Here is a 20,861-nt window from a genome sequence, read left to right as displayed (position 1 = left end):
GCCTCAATCAGCCGGGATCTCAAGCCCGGTTGGCAGGCCGTCCATGCTTTCGAGATTCTTTTCCTGCCAATAAGCCTTGATGCCTTCAGGCCCCTTATTCTCGGCCCAGTTGATCAGCGACGGGCGTTCCCCCTGATGGTCGAACAGCGGGACACCATAGCCGCAGGATGTCTGCACCAGGTCGATCGACAGCCTGACAATTTTTCTGGCTCCAAGGGGGACCTCCCCGTCAAAATGCTGGTCAATCAGGGCTTTGAATTCATCCTCGTGCCATCCGATCACCTCGCCCTTGCCATAGAGCCGCAAGATATTCGGTGCACCGGAAAAGGCACAGAACATGATCGTCAACCTGCCATCAGCCAGCAGGTGCGCTGAGGTTTCATTGCCGCTTCCGGTTCGATCGAGATAGAGAACGCAAGACTCGTCAACCACCCTGAAAGCCCCGATTTCGCGGGGTGAAACATTGATCCGGCTATCCGCCGTCGCAGATGCGGTGAAGAAGATATGCTGTTTGGAAATAAAATGTGTCAGCTTCTCGTTGAGGGTTTCAAACTGCTTGGCCATCTTGCTCATTCTCCTTACCCTGATTGAGACGAGGAGTATAAATCAGGGTAAGGAGAATGCAATCATCAGGCATGCCCTTGTTTTGCCATGGCCCCACTGCAAGCGGCAGAGGAGGCATGAAGCTGCAGTGATTTCAATGAGCAGACGTCACATGTCGCTCCACCGCATCCCGCCAGCAGCTTTCATACGTCCCTTCATTCGCCCCTTTGCTGCAGGAATACTACACAAACAGGCTTTGGTTTCGCGCCAGAATCAAATTTAATCTATGGCAACAGCAGCAACGGCAAAGGCTTTGACACATGGAAGTGACGCGCGACCAACTGGAAATCATGAAGTATGAGGAGCTGCGCAAGGCTCCCTATCAGCTCAATATCTATCATCTAGCATGGGAGCGGGCCGTTCTCGATTCTGTCGAGTTCATCGAGCCACATTTGAACAATGCGCTGCTATATGGTGCCAAAGAGCCACTTTGGAAATATGCCATCAGCAAGCTCGACCGTCAGAGCATGATGGCCATCGAATTTGGTGTCTATAAAGGTGTATCGGTCAATTATATGGCCCAACGCACACCCGATTACACCTGGCACGGCTTTGACAGCTTTGTTGGTCTAAAGGAAGACTGGAAAGGCATGATCGAGGCAGGTCGCCTGTCCATGCAAGGCAATCATCCGACCGTTGAAAGCAATGTGCGCCTGATCGACGGTTGGTTTCAGGATACACTTCCCGGTTTCCTTGAAGAAATCGACGCCGTACCGGATTTGATCCACATCGACAGCGACACCTATGAATCAGCCCACTATATTCTGGAAGAGATGGCCTCAGTCATTCGCCCCGGCGCCCTGATCATTCTCGATGAGCATCACGGCTATCCGAACTGGCGCAATGGCGAGTTTCTGGCTCTCAATCAGGCTAGTGAAAAATTCGGTATCGAATTTGAGTATCTGGCCTTCGCTCAGGAGCAGGCGTTGATCAGGATCACCAAGAACGACGCCTATACCGGCATAAGCGATTCCGAATAGGTCGCGGACCACACCAGTGCCATTGGATACGCCGACCCTACAGGCAGGGCAGGCGTATCCTCTTCTCACCAGCCACCTCACTGACAGGCCCCGACGCATTCGGGTTGCCACAAAATGACCCTGAAATGACCCAATTCACCTCAGATTTCCCGCCGCAATTGATCGCCAGACTGACAGGCAAGTCAAATGCATGTCTATCTGGAGTGACCCATGGCCCTTTCAGAACAATCCACGCCAAAACGCATCATCTCGGATCGCATCCCATGCGAACCAGCCATTCCTTTTGGCCCCTTTTCCCTGCCCAACGAGGTCGATGAGGCAGACGCCATTCTCGACAAGATCCTCAATGGTGAATTGCAGGGCGAAGTGGTCACCGCCACCCCCGTGGCTTTGCCTGACGGGGCGAAGCTGGAGGTGCGATTGCTTGACCTCTCGGACATAGACGCGCCGGTCATCATTTTATGCAATGAGAGCATCAGCGACATTCACCGCCTGCCCCATGCTTTCAGCCTCAACTACAATCACCATGCCATTCGGCGTGGCAACATCTATGCGATTTCAGCCACCATTCGCGTGGGTGGCAAATTGCTATTCGGCAATGCTTGTATTCAGCTGGTTTTCACCTCAACGACCGAGGCCTTTGTCCGACTGCAATTGGTGCCAGTGGGATAAGAAAACCCGGCCTCACTGGTGCAAGGCCGGGTCCAAAATGTCGTCACACAAGCAAAATATCTCTAGTCGATCCGCTTGAGATTGGAGATGTCGCGCACAGCGCCCTTGTCGGCCGAGGTGGCCATCAGGCCATAGGCTTCGAGCGAGCGGGACACAATCCGATCACGCTTCTCGACCGGTTTCCAGCCACCATCAGGCCTTGCATTCATCGCATCGCGACGGGCCTGCAGCTCTGCATCCGAAATGGCGACATTGATGGAGCGGTTCGGAATGTCGATCTCGATCATGTCACCCTGCTCGATCAGGGCAATCGCTCCACCGGAAGCCGCCTCAGGCGAGGCGTGACCGATGGACAGGCCGGACGTGCCACCAGAGAAGCGCCCGTCGGTGATCAAGGCACATGCTTTGCCCAACCCCATGGCTTTCAAATAAGAGGTTGGATAGAGCATTTCCTGCATGCCCGGACCGCCGCTTGGCCCTTCATAACGGATGACAACCACTTCACCGGCCTTCACATGGCCTTTGGTGATGCCTTTCACCGCATCATCCTGACTTTCAAAAATGTGGGCCGGGCCAGAGAATTTCAGAATGCTCTCATCAACCCCTGCCGTCTTCACGATGCAGCCATCTTCGGCAATGTTGCCGGACAGGACCGCAAGGCCGCCATCCTGACTATAGGCATGGGCCTTGTTGCGGATACAGCCGCTTTCGCGGTTGCGATCCAGCTCCTTGTAGCGCTTGGCCTGCGAGAAGGCCTCCGTCGTGCGCACACCGCCCGGTGCCGCCTTGTAAAGCTGTTCCACCTCGGCCGTTGGCGAACGCATGATGTCATAGGCATCGATCGCATCGCCAAGCGTCGGCAGATGAACGGTCGAGCAATCCCGATGCATCAGTCCCGCACGGTCCAACTCGCCCAGAATGGCCATGATACCGCCCGCCCGGTGGCAATCTTCAATATGATAATTCTGGGTCATTGGCGCCAGCTTGCAGACCGATGGTACGGAGCGTGACAGGCGGTCAATGTCGGCCATGGTGAAGTCGATTTCCCCTTCCCGCGCCATGGCGAGAATATGCAACACCGTGTTGGTCGATCCACCCATCGCGATGTCGAGCGTCATCGCATTCTCAAACGCCTTGAAACTGGCGACATTGCGCGGCAGAACGCTTTCATCTTCGTCCTGATAATAGCGCTTGCACAGATCAACCGCCGTGCGGGCGGCTTTCAGGAACAGTTCCTTGCGATCTGCATGGGTTGCGACAATGGTGCCGTTGCCCGGCAGGGCCAGACCAAGGGCTTCGGCCAGACAGTTCATCGAGTTGGCCGTGAACATGCCCGAGCAGGAGCCACAGGTCGGGCAGGCTTCTTCCTCAACCTTCTGGACCATTTCGTCCGACACGGTCGGATCGGTACCCATGACAATCGCGTCAACCAGATCGAGACCATGGTCAATGCCTTCCGCGCGGCCCGCTTCCATCGGACCACCGGAGACAAAGACCGCCGGAATATTGAGGCGCATCGCGGCCATCAGCATGCCCGGGGTGATCTTGTCACAGTTGGAAATGCAAACAAGCGCATCGGCGCAATGGGCATTGGCCATATATTCCACCGAGTCCGCGATGATCTCGCGTGATGGCAGGGAATAGAGCATGCCGTCATGGCCCATGGCGATGCCGTCATCCACCGCGATGGTGTTCATCTCCTTGGCAATGCCACCCGCTGCCTCGATTTCACGCGCTACCATCTGCCCCAGATCTTTCAGATGCACATGACCCGGTACGAACTGGGTGAAGGAGTTGCAGACCGCGATGATCGGCTTGCCGAAATCCGTATTGCCAACACCGGTCGCCCGCCAAAGAGCGCGCGCGCCAGCCATGTTGCGGCCATGGGTCGAAGTCTTGGAACGATAATCTGGCATGGTAGTCTTTCCTTCAGGACGAGTCTCGGAACCGTCCGGATATGTCGGTGAGATGGTCGAGCCTTGCACGGGGATCAGGAAGGCTACGCATTGGTCCAAACCTGTTTAGACCATTCCATGGAGGGGAGACAATAGCGTTTGTTTCAAAAATCAACGCCTATTTGTATTTTTCGCAAAGCGAGCCAGAGAGAGGATCGCAATCACCAAGCGGGCTCAGCTCCCGCACCATAGCCCTCATAGCCACAGAAAACAAAAAAGCGGCCCTCATGAGGGCCGCTTTCCCAATCACGCAAGCGCTCTGGATTATAGCTCAAAATCTTCGCCGAAGCCGAACTTCTCGGTCACATAATCGATGTCCTTGTCGCCACGACCGGACAGATTGACCAGAATGCTCTCCCCGGGCAGATCCGGCGCCATCCGCATGGCATAGGCAACCGCGTGTGAGCTTTCAAGCGCCGGAATGATGCCTTCATATTTGCCCAGAGCGTAGAAAGCACGCAGGGTTTCATCATCACTGGCCGAGCCATATTGGACCTTGCCGATGGTATGCAAATAGGAATGCTCCGGCCCAACACCCGGATAATCAAGACCAGAAGCAATGGAATGAACCGGCGCAGGCTCACCCGCCTCATCGGTCAGCACGAGGCATTTGAACCCATGGATCATGCCAGGTTTGCCATAGGTGATGGTTGCTGCATGTTTGCCAAGCTCGGTCCCCGTGCCATGCGGCTCAACCCCGTGCAGCTGAACCTCGTCATTGTCGATGAAACCGGAAAACAGTCCCATGGCGTTTGACCCGCCACCAACACAAGCCATAACATGATCAGGATTATTGCCGGTCATCTCGAAGAATTGGTCCCGTGCCTCAAAGCCGACAACAGACTGGAAGTCTCGCACCATTTTCGGGAAAGGATGTGGCCCAACGACCGAGCCGATGGCGTAAATGGCATCTTCCGCCTGTTCCAGATAGGACATGAAGGCACTATCGACCGCTTCTTTCAGAGTTTTACCCCCAAAGCTCACTGGCACCACCTGTGCGCCCAAAAGCTTCATGCGGATCACATTGGGATGCTCCTTGGCGATATCGACTTCACCCATATGGATTTCGCATTCCATACCGAAATAGGCTGCCGCCGTCGCCAGAGCCACCCCATGCTGGCCAGCGCCGGTTTCCGCAATCAGCTTTTTCTTGCCCATGAATTTGGCAAGCAAGGCTTCGCCCATACAGTGATTGAGCTTATGGGCCCCTGTATGGTTCAAGTCTTCACGCTTGAGATAAATTTGTGCCCCGCCCATTTTCTCGGACAGATTCTTGGCATGCTGCACCGGTGTTGGTCGGCCTTGGAAATGCTTGCGAATATAGCGCAGTTCCGCAATATAGGAGCTATCAACAGCGAGGCGCTCATAGGCGGCGGCGATTTCCTTGAAATGCGGTTCCAGCTGTGGCGGAATGAATGAGCCGCCAAAGTCACCAAAATATCCGTCCTTGCTCGGGACTTGCTTCAAATAACCCATGAACACTCTCCAGTCAGTTGATCGTTTTTATCATTGTCTTGATACCGGTAAAATCCGTAGACTCAACCTAACCAAGAAAGACAGGGCTGAACAGTACCGGCAAACACGTGGGGCCGACATAATTGTCGCGCGTCCATAAGACCTTGGAAGGAGACTGGGTGCAAATCCAGTTTTCCCTTGCACTGGCTCACTACTCGCCATATGCAGCAACGAAATGACAAAGTTCCGTGCGAAGCAAGAGGAAACGTCGCACCTTTGGACCGACATCACACCCACAGCATCACTTTCAGATGAGGGATAGGCGATTGAGCATCTTGGACGAACAGACCCCCGGAGCCATCTATGGCATTGAACGTTGGGGCAATGGACGCTTTGAAATCCTGGACAATGGCAATATTGGACTGATCACCCACCATGGTCAGGACACCACGAGCACCGATCTGACGTCGATCCTCCACTCGCTGGAGGAACGCGGCATTGCCTCGCCGATCCTGTTGCGTGTGGCCAACAGCCTCAAACAACAAATTGACCGCATCAACAATGGCTTCAAGAATGCCATCAAGGAACTGGACTACAGCGCCGCCTATCGCGGTGTCTTCCCGGTCAAGGTCAACCAGCAGGCCCATGTGATCGAAAAGATCGTCGAATATGGCGCGCCGCACGAATTCGGTCTTGAAGTTGGTTCGAAACCCGAACTGATCATTGCCCTGTCCCAGCGCCTGTCCCGCGAAGCGTTGCTGATCTGCAATGGTATCAAGGATAGCGAATTCATCAATCTGGCACTTCTGTCCCGCAAGCTCGGCTTCAACACCATCATCGTGCTGGAAAGCGCGTCCGAACTGGAGCTGGTTCTCGAGGAAGCCAAGAAGCTGAAAATCCGTCCGGCCCTTGGCATTCGCATCAAGCTGAACAACCGCATCACCGGCAACTGGGCCTCCTCATCGGGCGACCGTTCGGCCTTTGGCCTGTCATCTCCGGACGTGCTGCGCGTTGTCGATCGTCTGCGCGATGAGGGCTATCTCGATTGCCTGCTGTTGCAGCATTTCCATCTCGGCAGTCAGGTACCGGATATTCTCGATGTGCGCCGCTCCACCGCCGAAGCTTGCCGCTTCTTTGTCGAGTTGCGCAAGGAAGGCGCGCCGCTCCATTATATCGATCTGGGTGGCGGTCTGGGCATCGACTATACCGGCGAGCACAAATCGACTGAAAACTCCATCAACTACACCACCGATGAATATTGCTACAATATCGTCGAAGCGGTGCGCAACACGATGGATGATGCGGGCGAAAAGCATCCAATCATCGTCACCGAAAGCGGCCGCGCAACGGTTGCCTACAGCTCGATGCTGCTGTTCAACATTCTCGACGTCACCGAATATGACGAAGATGAAGAAGTGGAAGTCACCGAGGAAGACAGCCGCTCCCTGCGCGACATGCGCGATGTGGAAAGCTATCTCACCCCGGCCCGTCTACAGGAATGTCTCAACGACGTCACCTTCTATCGCGACGAAGTGCGCCGCAATTTCGGTCGCGGCGAATGCGGTCTGCGCGACATGGCCAAGGCAGAGCAGCTCTATCTCCACCTGATTTCCAAGATGCGCAAGGTGGCCCGCACCGACGAGTGGATTTCCGATGATGTTGTCAGTGCACTGGAAGCCACCGCCGACATCTATCATTCCAACTTCTCGCTGTTCCAGTCTCTGCCGGATGTCTGGGCGATCGATCAGTTGCACCCGATCATCCCGATCCAGCGCCTGAATGAGGAACCAACCCGCCGGGCGATCCTGTCGGATATCACCTGCGACAGCGACGGCAAAGTCGATCAGTTTGTGCTGGCTGACGGCATTTCCCAGTCCCTGCCGGTCCATGCGCTGGCGCAGGGTGAGCATTACTCCCTTGCGGTCTTCTTTGTCGGCGCCTATCAGGAAACGCTGGGTGACTTGCACAATCTGTTCGGCGATACCAATGTGGCGACCATTGAAATCCGCCCTGACGGCGGCTTCGACCTCATTCACGAGGTCGAGGGTGACACAATTGCCGAAGTTCTGCGTTATGTAGAATATGACCCGCTTGCTATGTCCAACTCCTTCAAGATGATGGTCGAGGAAGCGGTGTCCCGCAAGGCCCTGACGCTCAAAGAGCGCAAGGCCATGATGAATGCCTTCAAGGAAAGCCTCAACGGCTATACCTATTTCGAATTTGACCACTAAGCCCGCGCTTGGCGCGCCCCCCATTTGACTGTGGGGATGAAGACTTTGAGAAAGAGGAACTGACATGAACAAGATTCTGGTCATCGGCGCAGGCGGCGTCGGTTCGGTTGTCGTCCACAAAATGGCCCAGCTCAGCGAGATCTTCGGCGAGATCACCCTTGCCTCCCGCCGCATTTTCAAATGCGACGAGATCGCGACCTCGGTGAAGGAACGCACCGGCGTCACCATCAACACCGCAGAAGTCGATGCCGATGATGTGGATGCAACCGCAGCCCTGATCGAAAAACTCGGCGTGTCGCTGGTGGTCAATGTGGCCCTGCCTTATCAGGACCTCAACATCATGGATGCTTGCCTGAAAACCGGCACCAACTATCTCGACACCGCCAACTATGAGCCGCGCGATGTGGCCAAGTTCGAATATAGCTGGCAGTGGGCCTATCAGCAGCGCTTTGAGGAAGCAGGTCTGATGGCTCTGCTCGGCTCTGGCTTTGACCCGGGCGTCACCAACGTCTACACCGCCTATGCCAAAAAGCATCTGCTCGACCGCATCGACACTCTCGACATTCTCGATTGCAATGGCGGCGACCATGGCCAGCATTTTGCCACCAACTTCAACCCGGAAATCAACATCCGCGAAGTGACGGCCCCGGTCCACCACTGGGAAAATGGCGAATGGGTCACCACACCCGCCATGTCCAACAAACAGCCTTATGACTTCCCCGCTGTTGGCGAGAAGAACATGTATCAGATGTATCACGAAGAGCTGGAAAGCCTTGTGAAGCATCTGCCGGAAATCAAGCGCGCCCGCTTCTGGATGACCTTCGGCGATGCCTATATCAAGCATCTCGAAGTGCTGCAAAATGTCGGCATGACCCGCATCGATCCGGTCCTCTATGAAGGCAAGGAAATCATTCCACTGCAGTTCTTGAAGGCCGTCCTGCCAAATCCGGGCGATCTGGGCAAGACCACCAAAGGCAAGACCTGCATCGGTAACATTATGACCGGTGAGAAAGACGGCAACGAGAAAACCGTCTATGTCTACAATATCTGCGACCACGAAGAATGCTTCGCAGAGGTTGGCTCCCAGGCCGTGTCCTACACCACCGGTGTACCAGCCATGATCGGTGCCGCTCTGATGCTGACCGGTGCATGGTCGGGCAAGGGTGTCTTCAACATGGAACAGATGGATCCGGATCCCTTCATGGACATGCTCAACAAGCATGGCCTGCCATGGCAGACCGTCGACCTCGACAAGCCACTCGATTTTTGAACCCAAGCGTTTGCAAAGCAAACGCGCCAGAAGGTGCAACGCGGCTCTCACACGCAGCGACAGGTGGTTTGCCAAAACCACCCAAAGCCTTATGTATCGAGAGCCTGTTGCATCGAGAATGAAGCGCAAAGCCCCCCATTTCGGGGGGCTTTCCACTCTTGAATGAGCCCTTTTCACGCCCCTTTCCCGGAGCCAGTGTCCAATGACCGACGCCCCAATCATGGAAACCCAGGCCGGCGATGCCGGAGCCTTCAAGGACTTCGACCTTAGCCGTGTGCCCTCCCCCTGCTTTGTCATTGACAAGGCCGCCATCCGCCGCAACCTCTCCCTCCTCTCTGAGGTCGGAAAACAGGCGGACGTCAAGGTGCTGTTGGCGCTGAAGGCCTTTTCCTGCTGGTCGCTGGGCGATCTGATTGGCGACTATCTCGATGGCACTTGCGCCTCGGGCCTGTGGGAAGCCAAACTGGCACGGGAGAAATTCAAGGGTGAGCTGGCCACCTATTCCGCAGGCTTCAAATCAGATGAAATGCCGGAAATCCTTGAGCTGTCCGATCACCTGATCTTCAACAGCCCCGCCCAAATGCAGCGATTTGCACCGCAAATTATCGCAGCTCGCAATTGGGGATACGTGCCGGATTTCGGCCTGCGCATAAACCCAGAACATTCCGAAGGCTCGATTGCCAAATATGATCCCTGTGCTGCCGGATCGCGCCTCGGAACCCCGATCAGTCAATTGAGTGAAGCTGATCTCGCGCCTTTCTCCGGCATCCATATGCACACTTTGTGCGAGCAGGATTTCGCGCCTTTGAAGCGCACCTTCGAGGCGGTCGAAGACACGCTTGGCCCATGGCTGCACAAGCTCAAATGGCTGAATTTCGGTGGTGGGCATCATATCACCCGCGACGATTATCAGCGCGACGAACTGGTGGCCTTCCTCAAGACGATCCGCGCCAAATATGATGTCGAGATCTATCTCGAACCGGGTGAGGCCGTGGCCCTTGATGCGGGGATTCTGGTTGGTGAAGTGCTCGACGTGACCCATAATGGCGATGTACGGCTGGCGATCATGGACATTTCCGCGACCTGCCATATGCCCGACGTGATCGAGGCCCCCTATCGGCCCGCCCTGCTGGGCGAAGCAGACAACGGACTGACATTCCGTCTGGGCGGCCCGTCCTGCCTTGCGGGGGATGTGATCGGCGATTACAGCTTTGCACAGGACCTTGAAATCGGTCAGCGCATCGCCTTTCTCGATCAGGCCCACTATTCGATGGTCAAAACCAACACCTTCAATGGTGTCCGCTTGCCCTCGATTGCCCTTTGGGATTCGGAAACGGACGATCTGGAAATCATCCGCCGCTTCCCTTATGAAGAATTTCGCGACCGCCTGTCCTGAGGCGCGCAGACGAAAGGATCCTCCCCATGGCCGACCTCAACTATCCCGCTTTTCTCGGCTCTGAGCTCAGCGACGACGAGCGCAATCCGGACACTGCCTTGTTTGAAGTGATCCCTTGCCCGCTGGAGAAAACCGTCTCCTATGGCTCGGGCACCGGTGCGGGTCCGTCAGCTTTGCTCGAAGCCAGCCAGGAGCTGGAACGGTTCGATGGCAAGGGTTTCCCGATTGAAAAAGGCATCATCACTGCCGACCCGATTGATTGCAGTCTGACGATTGAAGAAGTCATGCACAATCTACGTCGCGCCACCCGCAACAGCGTTACCGCAGGCCGCGTGCCCGTCACGCTGGGTGGTGAGCATAGCCTGTCCTATGCCGCCATCATGGGCGTGGTGGATGCGCTTGAACACCCAATCGGCATCATTCAGGTCGATGCCCATGCGGATTTGCGCGTTGCCTATCAGGGCCACAAACATTCCCACGCTTCGGTGATGCATCTTTGTGCCGTGGAAGAACAATTGCCACTGATCCAGTTCGGCATTCGCGCCCTTTGCATCGAAGAGCAGGAAGCCCGCCTTGCCACGCCACATATTCACCATGTGGATGCGGAAGAGCTGGTCACTGGCAACATCAATGCCTTTGATTTGCCGGAAGACTTCCCGCAGGATGTCTATATCACCTTCGATGTGGACGGCCTTGACCCGTCCATCATGCCAGCCACCGGTACACCAGTTCCCGGCGGCCTGAGCTACTATCAGAGTCTCAATCTCGTTGCCCATGCGCTCAAGGGTCGTCGTTGCGTCGGTATGGATGTGGTGGAGCTGGCGCCGATTGAGGGCCAATGGGCGTGGGATTTCACCGCCGCGAACCTGACCTACCGTCTGATGGGCTTGGTCGCAGACGGCAACGCATGAACGACAATATACCGCGGGAACAGCGCAAGGCCGGAGACCTCCGCGCATCATCAACGATGCTGATCAGCTTCCTCTAGCAGGGCCGGAACCACTGCGAGCCAAACGCTCATAAGCCGCCGATCAAGTTGTTATTTCGTGCGTTTCTTGCGCGCCAAAGCCGGCTTTTTGTCGGCTGCGTCCTTTGCGTCGGCGGCCTCTTTTTCGAGCCGCAGCGCCTTCAGGCGTGCGGTATTTTCGCGCTGCTTGAGCACTTTTTCCTGCTCTTCACTGAGCACAGCTTTCTGCTTCTTACGTGTCGCAGCGAACCGTTCTTCCGCGTGATTTCTGGAAATTTTAATCATAGGGACTCCCGTCACAAAAAAGGGCCATCTGAGACAGATGGCCCAAATATCAGGTCAACGCGCGGTTTGTTCAGTCGGACTAGTCATCTCAATGAACACGCGCGTCACCTTTTTTCGCGTAATAGGCAAGAGACATGTCTCTTGCAGACCGCGTATCAGTCAGCAGGCTGCAGGTTCACTGCGGAAGCCCGGCCGTCACGACCACTTTCCAGATCGTAGGAAACTTTCTGACCTTCATTGAGGCTATGCATGCCTGCATTTTCAACAGCAGAAATATGAACGAAAGCATCTTTGCCGCCATCATCTGGTTGAATGAAGCCGAAACCTTTGGTGGTGTTGAAGAATTTTACGGTGCCGATTGTCATGGCGATTACCTTTGTGTAAGAACCCGAAGCCGTAGGCGAACGAGTAGATGTCCCTTGCACGACATGTGAAGGGATGAAAACGTTCGCAAAAATCAGGGGAAGCCAAGCAGTCCAATAAAATTGGAAGATCAGTTTGCCAATGATGGCAGTAAACGTATTTTGCTTACATGGCCCCTTAATGTGACAATTTCAAGGCCAAATCAAAAAAGACTGCAAAACAACTGAAATTGGCATGTATTTTCCATTAATTTCGAACAAAATGGCTTCGAGCCAACAATGAGGCGAAACGCAAATGGCCACCAGCACCCCGGCAACCAAGACACTGGAAAAAGCAGGCATCGCATTCGAGCTGGTGCAGTATGATTATGCACCGGGCAACGACCGCGTGGGTCTGCAAGCCGCCGATGCAATCGGCGCGCCGCCCGGCCAAGTTTTCAAAACGCTGATGGTCGAGTTGGATGGCAAACCGGTCTGTGCCATTCTTCCATCTGACCGTGAACTCAACATGAAAAAATGCGCCAAGGCGCTCAAGGGCAAGTCCGCTGCCATGATGGACCCGCAAAAAGCCGAGCGCCTGACCGGTTACAAGGTCGGCGGCATCAGCCCGCTGGGCAGCCGCAAACGCCTGCCTGCAGCATTGGACGCTTCCGCCAAGAGTTATGACACAATCTTCCTCAATGGCGGCCAACGCGGCCTGCAAGTGAAGCTGAAACCGGACGATCTGATAAAGCTTCTGGGCTGTCAGGTCGAGGACTTGGTGCGGTAGGGTTCAAAAAAGAACGTATCTTGCCTCACCCAACCTTGAACTGCTTGCACATATTGGTGTCTTCATAACGATAGGTGTGGAAGCCCATGGCTTCGTAAAAGGCCAAAGCTTCCCCATTGTCCGCCCCGATTTGCGCTTCGATGTCCTTCAAGCCAGCCTCTTGCGCCGCCTTCAGCGAAACTGCAAACAGTCGCTTGCCGATGCCCATCCGGGCAGCTGAGGGGCGAATATGCGTGCCGATAACGCCCCAGCCCACGGGCGCGTTATAGATATTGCCAGCCCGCACCAGCTTGAGGGATTGAAACCCCAGAACGCAACCGTCATCCGCCTCCATCACTGTGCAGCATACCCGATCCGGATCTTCGATATAAAACTCACGCACCATTGCGGCATCACCGGCGGACGCTCGTTTTCCCACGCGAAAGATTTCATCCAGCACATCGCTCATGGCGTCGGCATCAGCCAAGGTGGCGGGCCTTGTCTTCATTTCGATTTCCCTTCACCCCACCACGGAAAATGCAATACCGCAGTCATTCAGGATCTGTTCGGACCGCGTGGTATCAAAGCGGTTCTGGATGCCCTCATTGTGGCGCCAGACGACCTTGGCCACCTGATGGGCGGCGAGGAATTTGGTGCATTCCTTACACGGCGGATGGGTGACATAGACGATGCAGCCCTTGGCGGTTTCCTTCATCGCCGCGAGCGCATTCATCTCCGCATGAACAACGCGATCATATTTCTCCTCGCGCTCCTCATACCATTCATCCCGATCTTCCATACCGCGCGGAAAGCCATTATAGCCCACCGCGGCAAAACTCTTGTCGGGCCGCACGATGACGCAGCCCACCTTGGTGGAGGGATCGCGGCTGCGTTTGGAAACAGCCTCGGCGCAGTCGAGCACCCATTCATCAAATCCGGATCGGGACACCATGTCGAACCTCTTTCAACCTGTGGTGCGCCCACCTTAGCGCCCTAATGGCCAGAGCAAAAGCGGGAAATCAACACCGTCAGGCAATAGTCCCGCCCCAAAATGACAAAAGCCCCCGCATCATCCGGATGCAGGGGCTTGTTGTTCATCGGTGTCGATTGATCAGTTGGCCTTCGCCTTCAACCGGCGTTCCAGTTCGGTCAGGTTGACCTCGATGGTCGCCGCCCCGATCAGCTCCTTGGTTGACGGGTCAACAAGGCTCTTGTTGATCTGCATCCGCCAAATATGGTTGTCTTCATCCCATTCAGGCTCATCAACAAAGACGGCATCAGGACCGACATCATAAGTCTTCTGGAATTTGGCTTCGTCGCCCTGCCAGAAATCCGAAGTGATCGAAGACTGCCCCACATTGAGGCCCTTCTTGTTCATCACAAAGATCTCGACAAACAGACCCAGATTTTGGCCCTGCATACGGGTCAGATAGACCGACAGCGGGCTCGACAGGGTGGAGGCAATCAGAGGCTTCATCACCTGCTTGCGCTCGGCACGCCACTGTTTGTCCAGCGCGTCTACCTCGGCCTGCGCGAGATCGCCATAGAGTGCATTGTGGGCGTGAACGCTGACCCGAACAATTTCGTTGTCGAGCCATTTGTCAATCATGGCAAACAGCTCTTTGGAATCCATCTTCTTGAAGTCAGGCGCCTCGGCAGCAACAGCCAGATTGGCCCAGACCATTGCACAGATCACCGTGAAAAATCTCAAAATTCGCATTTTCTTCTCCCTGCTTCGGCCATTCAGAGGGATCCAGTCGAGGGATCCGGCCTCAGGTTTATTCTTTGTCTTGAATGGGGTCCCGTCGGCCTTTAGGCCGCCAACAACCGCTTGATGAAGCCATCAAGCTCATGCTGCAGGGTTTCATTCTGCTGGTTCATTTTCGAGATAAGGTCATTCATCGTCGCAGAGACCTCTCCGGTATTGACCGCACCACCTGCGACCGTGACCATCGATTCATTCACGTGGCTGGTGCCTTGGGCCGCTTCATTGACATTGCGCGCAATATCTGTGGTGGCAACATTCTGCTGATCAGCAGAAATGGCCATTTCACTGACCCGCTCATTGATCGCCTTGACCCGCTCGGTCACATTGCTGGTTGCGGCAATCGACTGACCGGCAACAGACTGCATGTTTGCCACCTGCTGCTCGATCTGCTCGGTTGCTTTCGAGGTCTGGTTGGCCAGATCCTTCACTTCAGCGGCAACCACGGCAAACCCACGCCCTGCTTCCCCGGCACGCGCAGCCTCGATGGTGGCGTTCAGGGCCAGAAGGTTGGTCTGTTCAGCGATATCATTGATCAGGCGGGTCACGTTGCCCACTTCCTGAAGCACATTCTGCAAGGCCACCATGGATTGACTGGAGACGTCAACCTCGGCCATCGCTTCTGCCGAAAGGGAAGCGGAATCCGCAACCTGCTGACTGATCTCACCAATCGAAGCGGCCAGTTCCTCGGTCGCTGAAGCCACCGCCTGCACATTGCTGCTGGCTTCCTGAGAGGCACGCGTCACGGCCTCGGACTTCGAAGCGGTATCTTTGGAGATGCTCGACAATTCGTGCGATTTGTCCTGCAAGCTGCCACAGGTCTGAGCTAGCGTCCGGGCGATGGAGCCAACGGCTTGTTCAAACTCACCGGCAATGCGCTGCATTTCGGCTTTTTTGTCCAGCTCGCTTTGTTCCTGAATGCGCTTGGCCTCTTCCTCCATCTGCCTGTTTTGGGCAAGACTGTTGCGGAACACGGTCAAGGCGCTGTTCATGCGGCCAATTTCATCGGCACGTTTTTCCTGCGGAATTTCAACTTCGAGATGGCCCTGAGACAGGAACTCAGTCGTTTCAGTCAATTGGCGCAATGGTTTAGAGACTGCGATATTGTTGACCACGCCCAGCACCACGGTGGCGATCACCAACAACACCAGACCGATGGCCGCCGAGTTGTAAACCGATTCCAGTTTAGCATTCTGCTTGATGGTCAGCTGGCCCTGCACGCTTTCCAGATCGGCAATCTGTTTGTCGATCAAGGCAACCATTTCTTCGATGCGCTTGTTGCTCTGACCGGACACTTCGATGGCACGCGCCAGATCCACCCGCATCGGATCGCTCATATGATCAATCTGTTTTTTGGCGAACTCATCCGACCAGGTCAGCCAGAGTTTTTCGATTTCCGCGATGCCTTTCTCCGAATTCATTTTCTGGAACTGTTCGGTCAGGACGGCGTCAATCTTTCGCATCGCGTCCAGTTCTTTGAGATCACCGGTCAACAGAAAACTCTTGAGAGAAATGGCTTCATTGGCCAGTTCCATTTGCAGCTCATCAAAGGCACCGATCCGTTTATCGATGCTTTGACGCTCTTGCACAGCCACCTTGACCGCACCTGATTGCCAGAAACCTACGGCACCCACGCCGATACCGATCACCGCCAGCAAAATGAAGAACAGCAGGCTCTTGATTGTCAGAGAAACATTTTTAAGCATCGCTTGGTCCTTTTTGTCTTCACGCCTTTTTTTATGACGCCAAAACGATTTAGAACGTCCAAAATGAAGGCTCAGACATTCCTGTTGAAGGCGAGCTCTGATGGCCGCACCTTTGGCTGGTTATTGCTTATTGGAGGATTCTACCCGGAGAACGTCCTGACGGATCACAAACGTCGGTCTTTTCGCCCGCATGCCTTCACCGCAACAGGCTCAAGTGCCGACTTGCGTGCCGCAATGGCACAGGTCATGAGAAGCGACGTGGCGAGGAAAACGAACGTAATCATAAGGGTGCCCACCTATGTTTGAGTTAGCACCAGATTAAATTTCAAATTTTAAAAATTCGTTTCGAGTTTCAATGACCAATACAATTGGTTAGCAAATATTGGGAGAAAAAGACCAAAAACTTCGGAATTCCGTTTAATATCATTAGTATTAGTCCAGCCAAACACCGCAAAAAGCACGCAAAGATTGAATTGCAACCTCTCAACACCTTTAATTGCTAAGTATTTATGCGCACATCCTTCACCACACCTTTTCAATCAAAAGAAACGTGGAAAATTATTGCAACCTGGTTCCTTTTCCTCATCGCCAGCGGGTTTGAGGTCTTTTTTCCTTCTGACAACATTCCACTGAAGGCGGTTGGCGACACCGACAAGTCACATCATTCTGGATAACTTTGTCTACATGAAGGATTTTCCAATCCGGCTGCCATAGGAATAGGCGAAGTCAGTGGACGTTGCATAAATTGTATGCAATAGAATTCGCTGATAAAAATATAATCACATTCGACTTGTCAAACGGCACAATTTGCTCAAAGCTGCCGGAAACCAACCAGACATTTAGGGATTTGACATGGCCAAAGACACCAACCTCCTGCCTTCGCTTTCACGTCGCCACTTCATGCAGCTTTCTGGCGGCTTCGCCTTGAGCCTTGCGGCCTTTGGCCAGAAGGCATGGGCCGCTGAGCCGATTCCGACCGCTGCCATCTATACCGTGCCGGTTGAACAGCAATGGGTCAGCCGCATCCATGTTGCCGCCGAAGCCGCCAAGGCCCGTGGCGACATCACCTATGTCTATTCCGAGAATGTCTCCAACAGCGATTATGAGCGCGTCATGCGCGAATATTGCGAATCCGGCCACAAGCTGATCATCGGCGAAGCCTTTGCCGTTGAGAAAGCCGCCCGCGCCGTGGCTGCCGACTATCCGGACGTCTCCTTCCTGCTTGGCTCGAGCTTCATGCCAAAAGACGATGCGCCAAACTTCGCCGTCTTTGACAATTACATTCAGGACGCCTCCTACCTGTCCGGCATCATTGCCGGGGCCATGACCAAGTCCAAAAACATCGGCATGGTCGGCGGCTATCCGATCCCGGAAGTCAACCGCCTGATGCATGCCTTCATGGCAGGCGCCAAAGAAATCGCTCCGGACATCACCTTCCAGGTCGCCTTCATCGGCTCTTGGTTCGATCCTCCGAAAGCCAAGGAAACCGCCTTCGCCCAGATCGAAGCTGGCGCTGACTTGCTTTATGCCGAGCGCTTTGGTGTGTCCGATGCCGCCAAGGAAAAAGGCTTGCTGGCCGTTGGCAACGTCATCGACACCCAGGCCGATTATCCAGAGACCGTGGTGGCCTCTGCCCTGTGGCATTTCGAGCCAACCCTCGACCATGCCATCGCTCAGCTGAAAGCTGGCAACTTCAAGGCCGAAAATTACGGCATCTATTCCTTCATGAAAGAAGGCGGCTGCTCGCTTGCTCCATTCGGCACCTTTGAAGGCAAAATCCCTGAAGCGGCCCTCAAGCTGGTCGCCGAGAAGGAAGCCGCCATCAAGGACGGATCCTTCGTGGTCGAAATCAACGACACCGAGCCAAAATCAAGCTAATGACAAAAGACAAGATGCAAGAGGCGGAGATTGTTCTCCGCCTCGATGCGATCACCAAACGCTTCGGCCCCCTGATCGCCAACGATTCCGTCAGCTTTGACTTGCGGAAGGGCGAGGTCATTGCCCTATTGGGCGAGAATGGCGCGGGCAAAACCACCCTGATGAATATCCTTTTCGGCCATTATGTCGCCGATGAGGGCCATGTCGAAGCCTTTGGCACACCCCTGACGCCCGGTGATCCGTCAGCCGCGCTGGAGGCAGGCATCGGCATGGTGCACCAGCATTTCACCCTGACCGACAATCTTTCTGTCCTCGACAATATCGCCCTTGGCACCCAGAGCCTTTGGTCTTTGCGCTTTGATCGCAAGGCGGCCCGCAAGCGCATTCTAGAGCTGTCGGACAATTTCGGCCTGACGGTCGACCCGGATGCGATGATTTCCGATCTGACGGTTGGCGAACGCCAGCGGGTCGAAATCCTCAAGGCGCTCTATCGCAATGCCCGCATTCTAATCCTTGATGAGCCGACCGCAGTGCTCACCCCGCTGGAAACAGACGCGCTGTTCGAAACCCTGCGCCATCTGATCCGTGACGGCCTGTCCGTGGTCTTCATCTCCCACAAATTGAACGAAGTGATGCAAATCAGCGACCGCGTGCTGGTCCTGCGCTCCGGCAAATTGTCCGGCGAGCGCGTCACCACTGAGACCGACCGCCACGAGCTGGCCGAATTGATGGTCGGCGAAGAAATCCCGCTGCCCGTCGTCGAAAGCAAGGAACCCGGCGCGCCGGTGCTTGAATTGATGGCGGTCACCACCCCGCAAATCGGCACCGCCACCCGCCTTGATGACATCACCCTCACCCTGCATGAAGGCGAAATCACCGGCCTTGCAGGCGTCTCCGGCAATGGGCAGGTTGCCATGTCGGCCTTGCTGTCCGGCATGCTGGCGCCCGAAAGCGGCGACATGCTCTTTTGCGGTTCCTATATCGAAGACTGGTCGCCACAAAAGGCACTGGCCGCAGGCATTGGCCGCATCCCCGAAGATCGCCACAGCACCGGCACCATCGGCGACATGTCGATCCTCGAAAATACCATTTTGGAAAATTACCGCGACGCCCCCTATTCCCGTTTGGGCTGGATGAACAAAGCCAAGGCCCGCGCCTTCACCGAGCAGGCCATCGCCGATTATGATGTCAAATGCCCGTCACCGGACGCCCCCATCCGGCTGCTATCCGGCGGCAATATGCAAAAGCTCATTCTCGCCCGGGCGCTCGACAGCCACCCCAAATTGATCGTCGCCGCCCAGCCGACCCGTGGCCTTGATGTCGGCGCGGTCAATTATGTCCACCAAAAGCTACTCGAAGCTCGCAGCAACGGCGCGGCTATTCTGCTGATTTCCGAGGATCTCGACGAAATCCGCCTGCTGTCCGACAAGATCGTTGTCATCAGTCAGGGCAAATTGTCCGCCCCATCGGCGCGCGGCGAACGCAGCATCAAAGAGCTCGGCATTTTGATGGCTGGCCACAAGAAGGGGGCCGATGCATGAGACTGGAACCCAAAGACACCAAATCGCTCGCTGCCTCCATCCTCTATCCGGTTGGCGCGATCCTCGCGACCCTGATTTTTTCCTCCATCCTCGTCTTGATGGCAGGTGCGTCGCCCTTCTCGGTCTTCTATCTGGTGGCCAAAGGCGCGGCTGGCTCGCAATTTGCCTTTTTCGAAACCCTGACCCGCGCCACCCCGCTGATCTTCACCGGCCTTGCGGTCGCCGTCGCCTTCCGCGCCAAGCTGTGGAATATCGGCGCTGAAGCCCAGCTTTATATCGGCGCCGTGGTCACCATCCTGATGGGCACCGGCGCGTTACCGCTTCCCTCTTATTTGCTGATCCCCGCCATCATGGCCGCCTCCATGCTGGCTGGCGCAGTGATGCTGCTGGGACCGGCTTTCCTCAAAATCCGCTTTGGCGTCGATGAAGTCGTCACCACGCTTTTGCTCAATTTTGTCATCCTGCTATTTGTGTCGATGCTGCTCGAAGGTCCCCTCAAAGACCCGATGGGTCTCGGCTGGCCACAATCCGAAGCGGTTGACGATGCCGCCACCCTGTCCCGTGTGGTCAAAGGCAAGCGCCTGCATTATGGCTTTGTCATCGCGGTTGGCGCGGCGATCTTCCTCTGGGTGATCATGAAGAAAACCACCCTCGGCTTTGAAATGCGCGCCGTCGGCCACAATCCAAATGCGTCGGGCTTTGCGGGCATCAGCGTCAATGGCGTGCTGATGAAAACCGCCCTTCTGTCCGGCGGCATCGCCGCACTGGCTGGCTTTTCCGAAGTTGCGGGCCTCAAAGGCAGCCTCAGCCTCGACCTGTCGCCGGGCTATGGCTATACCGGCATCGTCGTCGCCATGCTGGCCATGCTCAACCCGCTTGGGGTCATCTTGTCGGCCATTTTCGTCTCCGGCATCTTTGTCGGGGCCGATGCCATGAGCCGCACCGCAGGCGTGCCGAGCTATATTGCCGATGTGATGGTCGCAACCGCCCTTTTGACCATGGTCACGGCCATTATGTTGACCCGCTTCCGGATCCGCTGGAGATAGA

At 55.4% G+C, this 20,861-nt stretch carries 19 protein-coding genes; 10 read left to right on the top strand and 9 right to left on the bottom strand.

Annotation, left to right across the window (positions count from 1 at the left end):
• Nucleotides 1-3: 3 nt before the first annotated feature.
• Nucleotides 4-564, bottom strand: coding sequence for a pyridoxamine 5'-phosphate oxidase family protein (locus DSD30_RS15580; protein WP_114010848.1), 561 nt, complete (start codon nt 562-564; stop codon nt 4-6).
• A 299-nt stretch (nt 565-863) separates the two neighbouring features.
• On the opposite strand from DSD30_RS15580, the gene DSD30_RS15575 reads away from it, so the two are divergent.
• Entirely contained in the window at nt 864-1,583 is a 720-nt protein-coding gene (locus DSD30_RS15575; RefSeq protein WP_114010644.1) for a class I SAM-dependent methyltransferase, read from the top strand.
• 210 nt (nt 1,584-1,793) lie between these two features.
• Nucleotides 1,794-2,255 (top strand): YbaY family lipoprotein, encoded by a 462-nt coding sequence (locus DSD30_RS15570; RefSeq protein ID WP_114010643.1) that lies wholly within the window; start codon nt 1,794-1,796, stop codon nt 2,253-2,255.
• A gap of 62 nt (nt 2,256-2,317) precedes the next feature.
• Here the strand turns inward: DSD30_RS15570 and ilvD are convergent, their stop codons facing one another.
• Entirely contained in the window at nt 2,318-4,171 is a 1,854-nt protein-coding gene (gene ilvD, locus DSD30_RS15565; protein ID WP_114010642.1) for a dihydroxy-acid dehydratase, read from the bottom strand.
• 303 nt (nt 4,172-4,474) lie between these two features.
• Nucleotides 4,475-5,686 (bottom strand): tryptophan synthase subunit beta, encoded by a 1,212-nt coding sequence (trpB, locus tag DSD30_RS15560; protein WP_114010641.1) that lies wholly within the window; start codon nt 5,684-5,686, stop codon nt 4,475-4,477.
• 305 nt (nt 5,687-5,991) lie between these two features.
• Between trpB and speA the strand changes: the two genes are divergently transcribed.
• The 4 genes from speA to DSD30_RS15540 all read left to right on the top strand — a co-directional run bounded on the left by speA (nt 5,992) and on the right by DSD30_RS15540 (nt 11,473).
• A complete protein-coding gene (gene speA, locus DSD30_RS15555; RefSeq protein ID WP_198662985.1) occupies nt 5,992-7,896 on the top strand; it encodes a biosynthetic arginine decarboxylase in 1,905 nt (634 codons plus the stop codon).
• Nucleotides 7,897-7,960: 64 nt separating this feature from the next.
• On the top strand, nt 7,961-9,166 hold the full coding sequence (locus DSD30_RS15550; RefSeq protein ID WP_114010639.1) for a saccharopine dehydrogenase family protein: 1,206 nt from the start codon (nt 7,961-7,963) through the stop codon (nt 9,164-9,166).
• A gap of 202 nt (nt 9,167-9,368) precedes the next feature.
• Nucleotides 9,369-10,562, top strand: a complete 1,194-nt coding sequence (nspC, locus tag DSD30_RS15545) for a carboxynorspermidine decarboxylase (protein ID WP_198662984.1) — start codon at nt 9,369-9,371, stop codon at nt 10,560-10,562.
• Nucleotides 10,563-10,588: 26 nt separating this feature from the next.
• The gene (locus tag DSD30_RS15540; RefSeq protein ID WP_114010638.1) at nt 10,589-11,473 is read left to right on the top strand and encodes an agmatinase family protein; all 885 of its coding nucleotides are present in this window, start codon (nt 10,589-10,591) and stop codon (nt 11,471-11,473) included.
• 128 nt (nt 11,474-11,601) lie between these two features.
• Here the strand turns inward: DSD30_RS15540 and DSD30_RS15535 are convergent, their stop codons facing one another.
• Together DSD30_RS15535 and DSD30_RS15530 are read right to left on the bottom strand one after the other, a co-directional pair.
• Complete coding sequence (locus DSD30_RS15535; protein ID WP_114010637.1) at nt 11,602-11,814, bottom strand: hypothetical protein; 213 nt, start codon at nt 11,812-11,814, stop codon at nt 11,602-11,604.
• Nucleotides 11,815-11,969: 155 nt separating this feature from the next.
• Nucleotides 11,970-12,179, bottom strand: a complete 210-nt coding sequence (locus DSD30_RS15530; RefSeq protein ID WP_114010636.1) for a cold-shock protein — start codon at nt 12,177-12,179, stop codon at nt 11,970-11,972.
• Nucleotides 12,180-12,471: 292 nt separating this feature from the next.
• Between DSD30_RS15530 and ybaK the strand changes: the two genes are divergently transcribed.
• A complete protein-coding gene (ybaK, locus tag DSD30_RS15525; RefSeq protein ID WP_114010635.1) occupies nt 12,472-12,945 on the top strand; it encodes a Cys-tRNA(Pro) deacylase in 474 nt (157 codons plus the stop codon).
• Nucleotides 12,946-12,970: 25 nt separating this feature from the next.
• On the opposite strand, the gene DSD30_RS15520 is transcribed toward ybaK, so the two are convergent.
• The 4 genes from DSD30_RS15520 to DSD30_RS15505 form a co-directional block, all read right to left on the bottom strand.
• Nucleotides 12,971-13,432, bottom strand: coding sequence for a GNAT family N-acetyltransferase (locus tag DSD30_RS15520; protein ID WP_114010634.1), 462 nt, complete (start codon nt 13,430-13,432; stop codon nt 12,971-12,973).
• A gap of 12 nt (nt 13,433-13,444) precedes the next feature.
• On the bottom strand, nt 13,445-13,876 hold the full coding sequence (locus DSD30_RS15515; protein WP_114010633.1) for a deaminase: 432 nt from the start codon (nt 13,874-13,876) through the stop codon (nt 13,445-13,447).
• Nucleotides 13,877-14,035: 159 nt separating this feature from the next.
• Nucleotides 14,036-14,644, bottom strand: a complete 609-nt coding sequence (locus DSD30_RS15510; RefSeq protein WP_245418501.1) for a hypothetical protein — start codon at nt 14,642-14,644, stop codon at nt 14,036-14,038.
• 92 nt (nt 14,645-14,736) lie between these two features.
• Nucleotides 14,737-16,395, bottom strand: coding sequence for a methyl-accepting chemotaxis protein (locus tag DSD30_RS15505; RefSeq protein WP_114010631.1), 1,659 nt, complete (start codon nt 16,393-16,395; stop codon nt 14,737-14,739).
• Nucleotides 16,396-17,295: 900 nt separating this feature from the next.
• Between DSD30_RS15505 and DSD30_RS15495 the strand changes: the two genes are divergently transcribed.
• The 3 genes from DSD30_RS15495 to DSD30_RS15485 are packed head-to-tail and all read left to right on the top strand — an operon-like array spanning nt 17,296 to nt 20,860.
• Entirely contained in the window at nt 17,296-18,273 is a 978-nt protein-coding gene (locus DSD30_RS15495) for a BMP family protein (RefSeq protein WP_245418513.1), read from the top strand.
• Entirely contained in the window at nt 18,273-19,814 is a 1,542-nt protein-coding gene (locus tag DSD30_RS15490; protein WP_245418500.1) for an ABC transporter ATP-binding protein, read from the top strand. Before DSD30_RS15495 ends, DSD30_RS15490 begins: the two co-directional genes overlap by 1 nt.
• On the top strand, nt 19,811-20,860 hold the full coding sequence (locus tag DSD30_RS15485; RefSeq protein WP_114010628.1) for an ABC transporter permease: 1,050 nt from the start codon (nt 19,811-19,813) through the stop codon (nt 20,858-20,860). Before DSD30_RS15490 ends, DSD30_RS15485 begins: the two co-directional genes overlap by 4 nt.
• The last annotated feature ends 1 nt before the right edge of the window (nt 20,861 follow it).

Origin of the sequence: Cohaesibacter intestini (genome assembly GCF_003324485.1) — a bacterium.
GTDB lineage: Bacteria > Pseudomonadota > Alphaproteobacteria > Rhizobiales > Cohaesibacteraceae > Cohaesibacter > Cohaesibacter intestini.
This window is presented reverse-complemented; position numbering and strand designations above follow the sequence as displayed.

Excerpts from the sequence above, each read along its gene's own strand:
- DSD30_RS15580 (WP_114010848.1), bottom strand. The coding sequence starts at position 564 with ATGGCCAAGCAGTTTGAAACCCTCAACGAGAAGCTGACACATTTTATT.
- DSD30_RS15575 (WP_114010644.1), top strand. The coding sequence starts at position 864 with ATGGAAGTGACGCGCGACCAACTGGAAATCATGAAGTATGAGGAGCTG.
- DSD30_RS15570 (WP_114010643.1), top strand. The coding sequence starts at position 1,794 with ATGGCCCTTTCAGAACAATCCACGCCAAAACGCATCATCTCGGATCGC.
- ilvD (WP_114010642.1), bottom strand. The coding sequence starts at position 4,171 with ATGCCAGATTATCGTTCCAAGACTTCGACCCATGGCCGCAACATGGCT.
- trpB (WP_114010641.1), bottom strand. The coding sequence starts at position 5,686 with ATGGGTTATTTGAAGCAAGTCCCGAGCAAGGACGGATATTTTGGTGAC.
- DSD30_RS15550 (WP_114010639.1), top strand. The coding sequence starts at position 7,961 with ATGAACAAGATTCTGGTCATCGGCGCAGGCGGCGTCGGTTCGGTTGTC.
- nspC (WP_198662984.1), top strand. The coding sequence starts at position 9,369 with ATGACCGACGCCCCAATCATGGAAACCCAGGCCGGCGATGCCGGAGCC.
- DSD30_RS15540 (WP_114010638.1), top strand. The coding sequence starts at position 10,589 with ATGGCCGACCTCAACTATCCCGCTTTTCTCGGCTCTGAGCTCAGCGAC.
- DSD30_RS15535 (WP_114010637.1), bottom strand. The coding sequence starts at position 11,814 with ATGATTAAAATTTCCAGAAATCACGCGGAAGAACGGTTCGCTGCGACA.
- DSD30_RS15530 (WP_114010636.1), bottom strand. The coding sequence starts at position 12,179 with ATGACAATCGGCACCGTAAAATTCTTCAACACCACCAAAGGTTTCGGC.
- ybaK (WP_114010635.1), top strand. The coding sequence starts at position 12,472 with ATGGCCACCAGCACCCCGGCAACCAAGACACTGGAAAAAGCAGGCATC.
- DSD30_RS15520 (WP_114010634.1), bottom strand. The coding sequence starts at position 13,432 with ATGAAGACAAGGCCCGCCACCTTGGCTGATGCCGACGCCATGAGCGAT.
- DSD30_RS15515 (WP_114010633.1), bottom strand. The coding sequence starts at position 13,876 with ATGGTGTCCCGATCCGGATTTGATGAATGGGTGCTCGACTGCGCCGAG.
- DSD30_RS15510 (WP_245418501.1), bottom strand. The coding sequence starts at position 14,644 with ATGCGAATTTTGAGATTTTTCACGGTGATCTGTGCAATGGTCTGGGCC.
- DSD30_RS15505 (WP_114010631.1), bottom strand. The coding sequence starts at position 16,395 with ATGCTTAAAAATGTTTCTCTGACAATCAAGAGCCTGCTGTTCTTCATT.
- DSD30_RS15495 (WP_245418513.1), top strand. The coding sequence starts at position 17,296 with ATGCAGCTTTCTGGCGGCTTCGCCTTGAGCCTTGCGGCCTTTGGCCAG.
- DSD30_RS15490 (WP_245418500.1), top strand. The coding sequence starts at position 18,273 with ATGACAAAAGACAAGATGCAAGAGGCGGAGATTGTTCTCCGCCTCGAT.
- DSD30_RS15485 (WP_114010628.1), top strand. The coding sequence starts at position 19,811 with ATGAGACTGGAACCCAAAGACACCAAATCGCTCGCTGCCTCCATCCTC.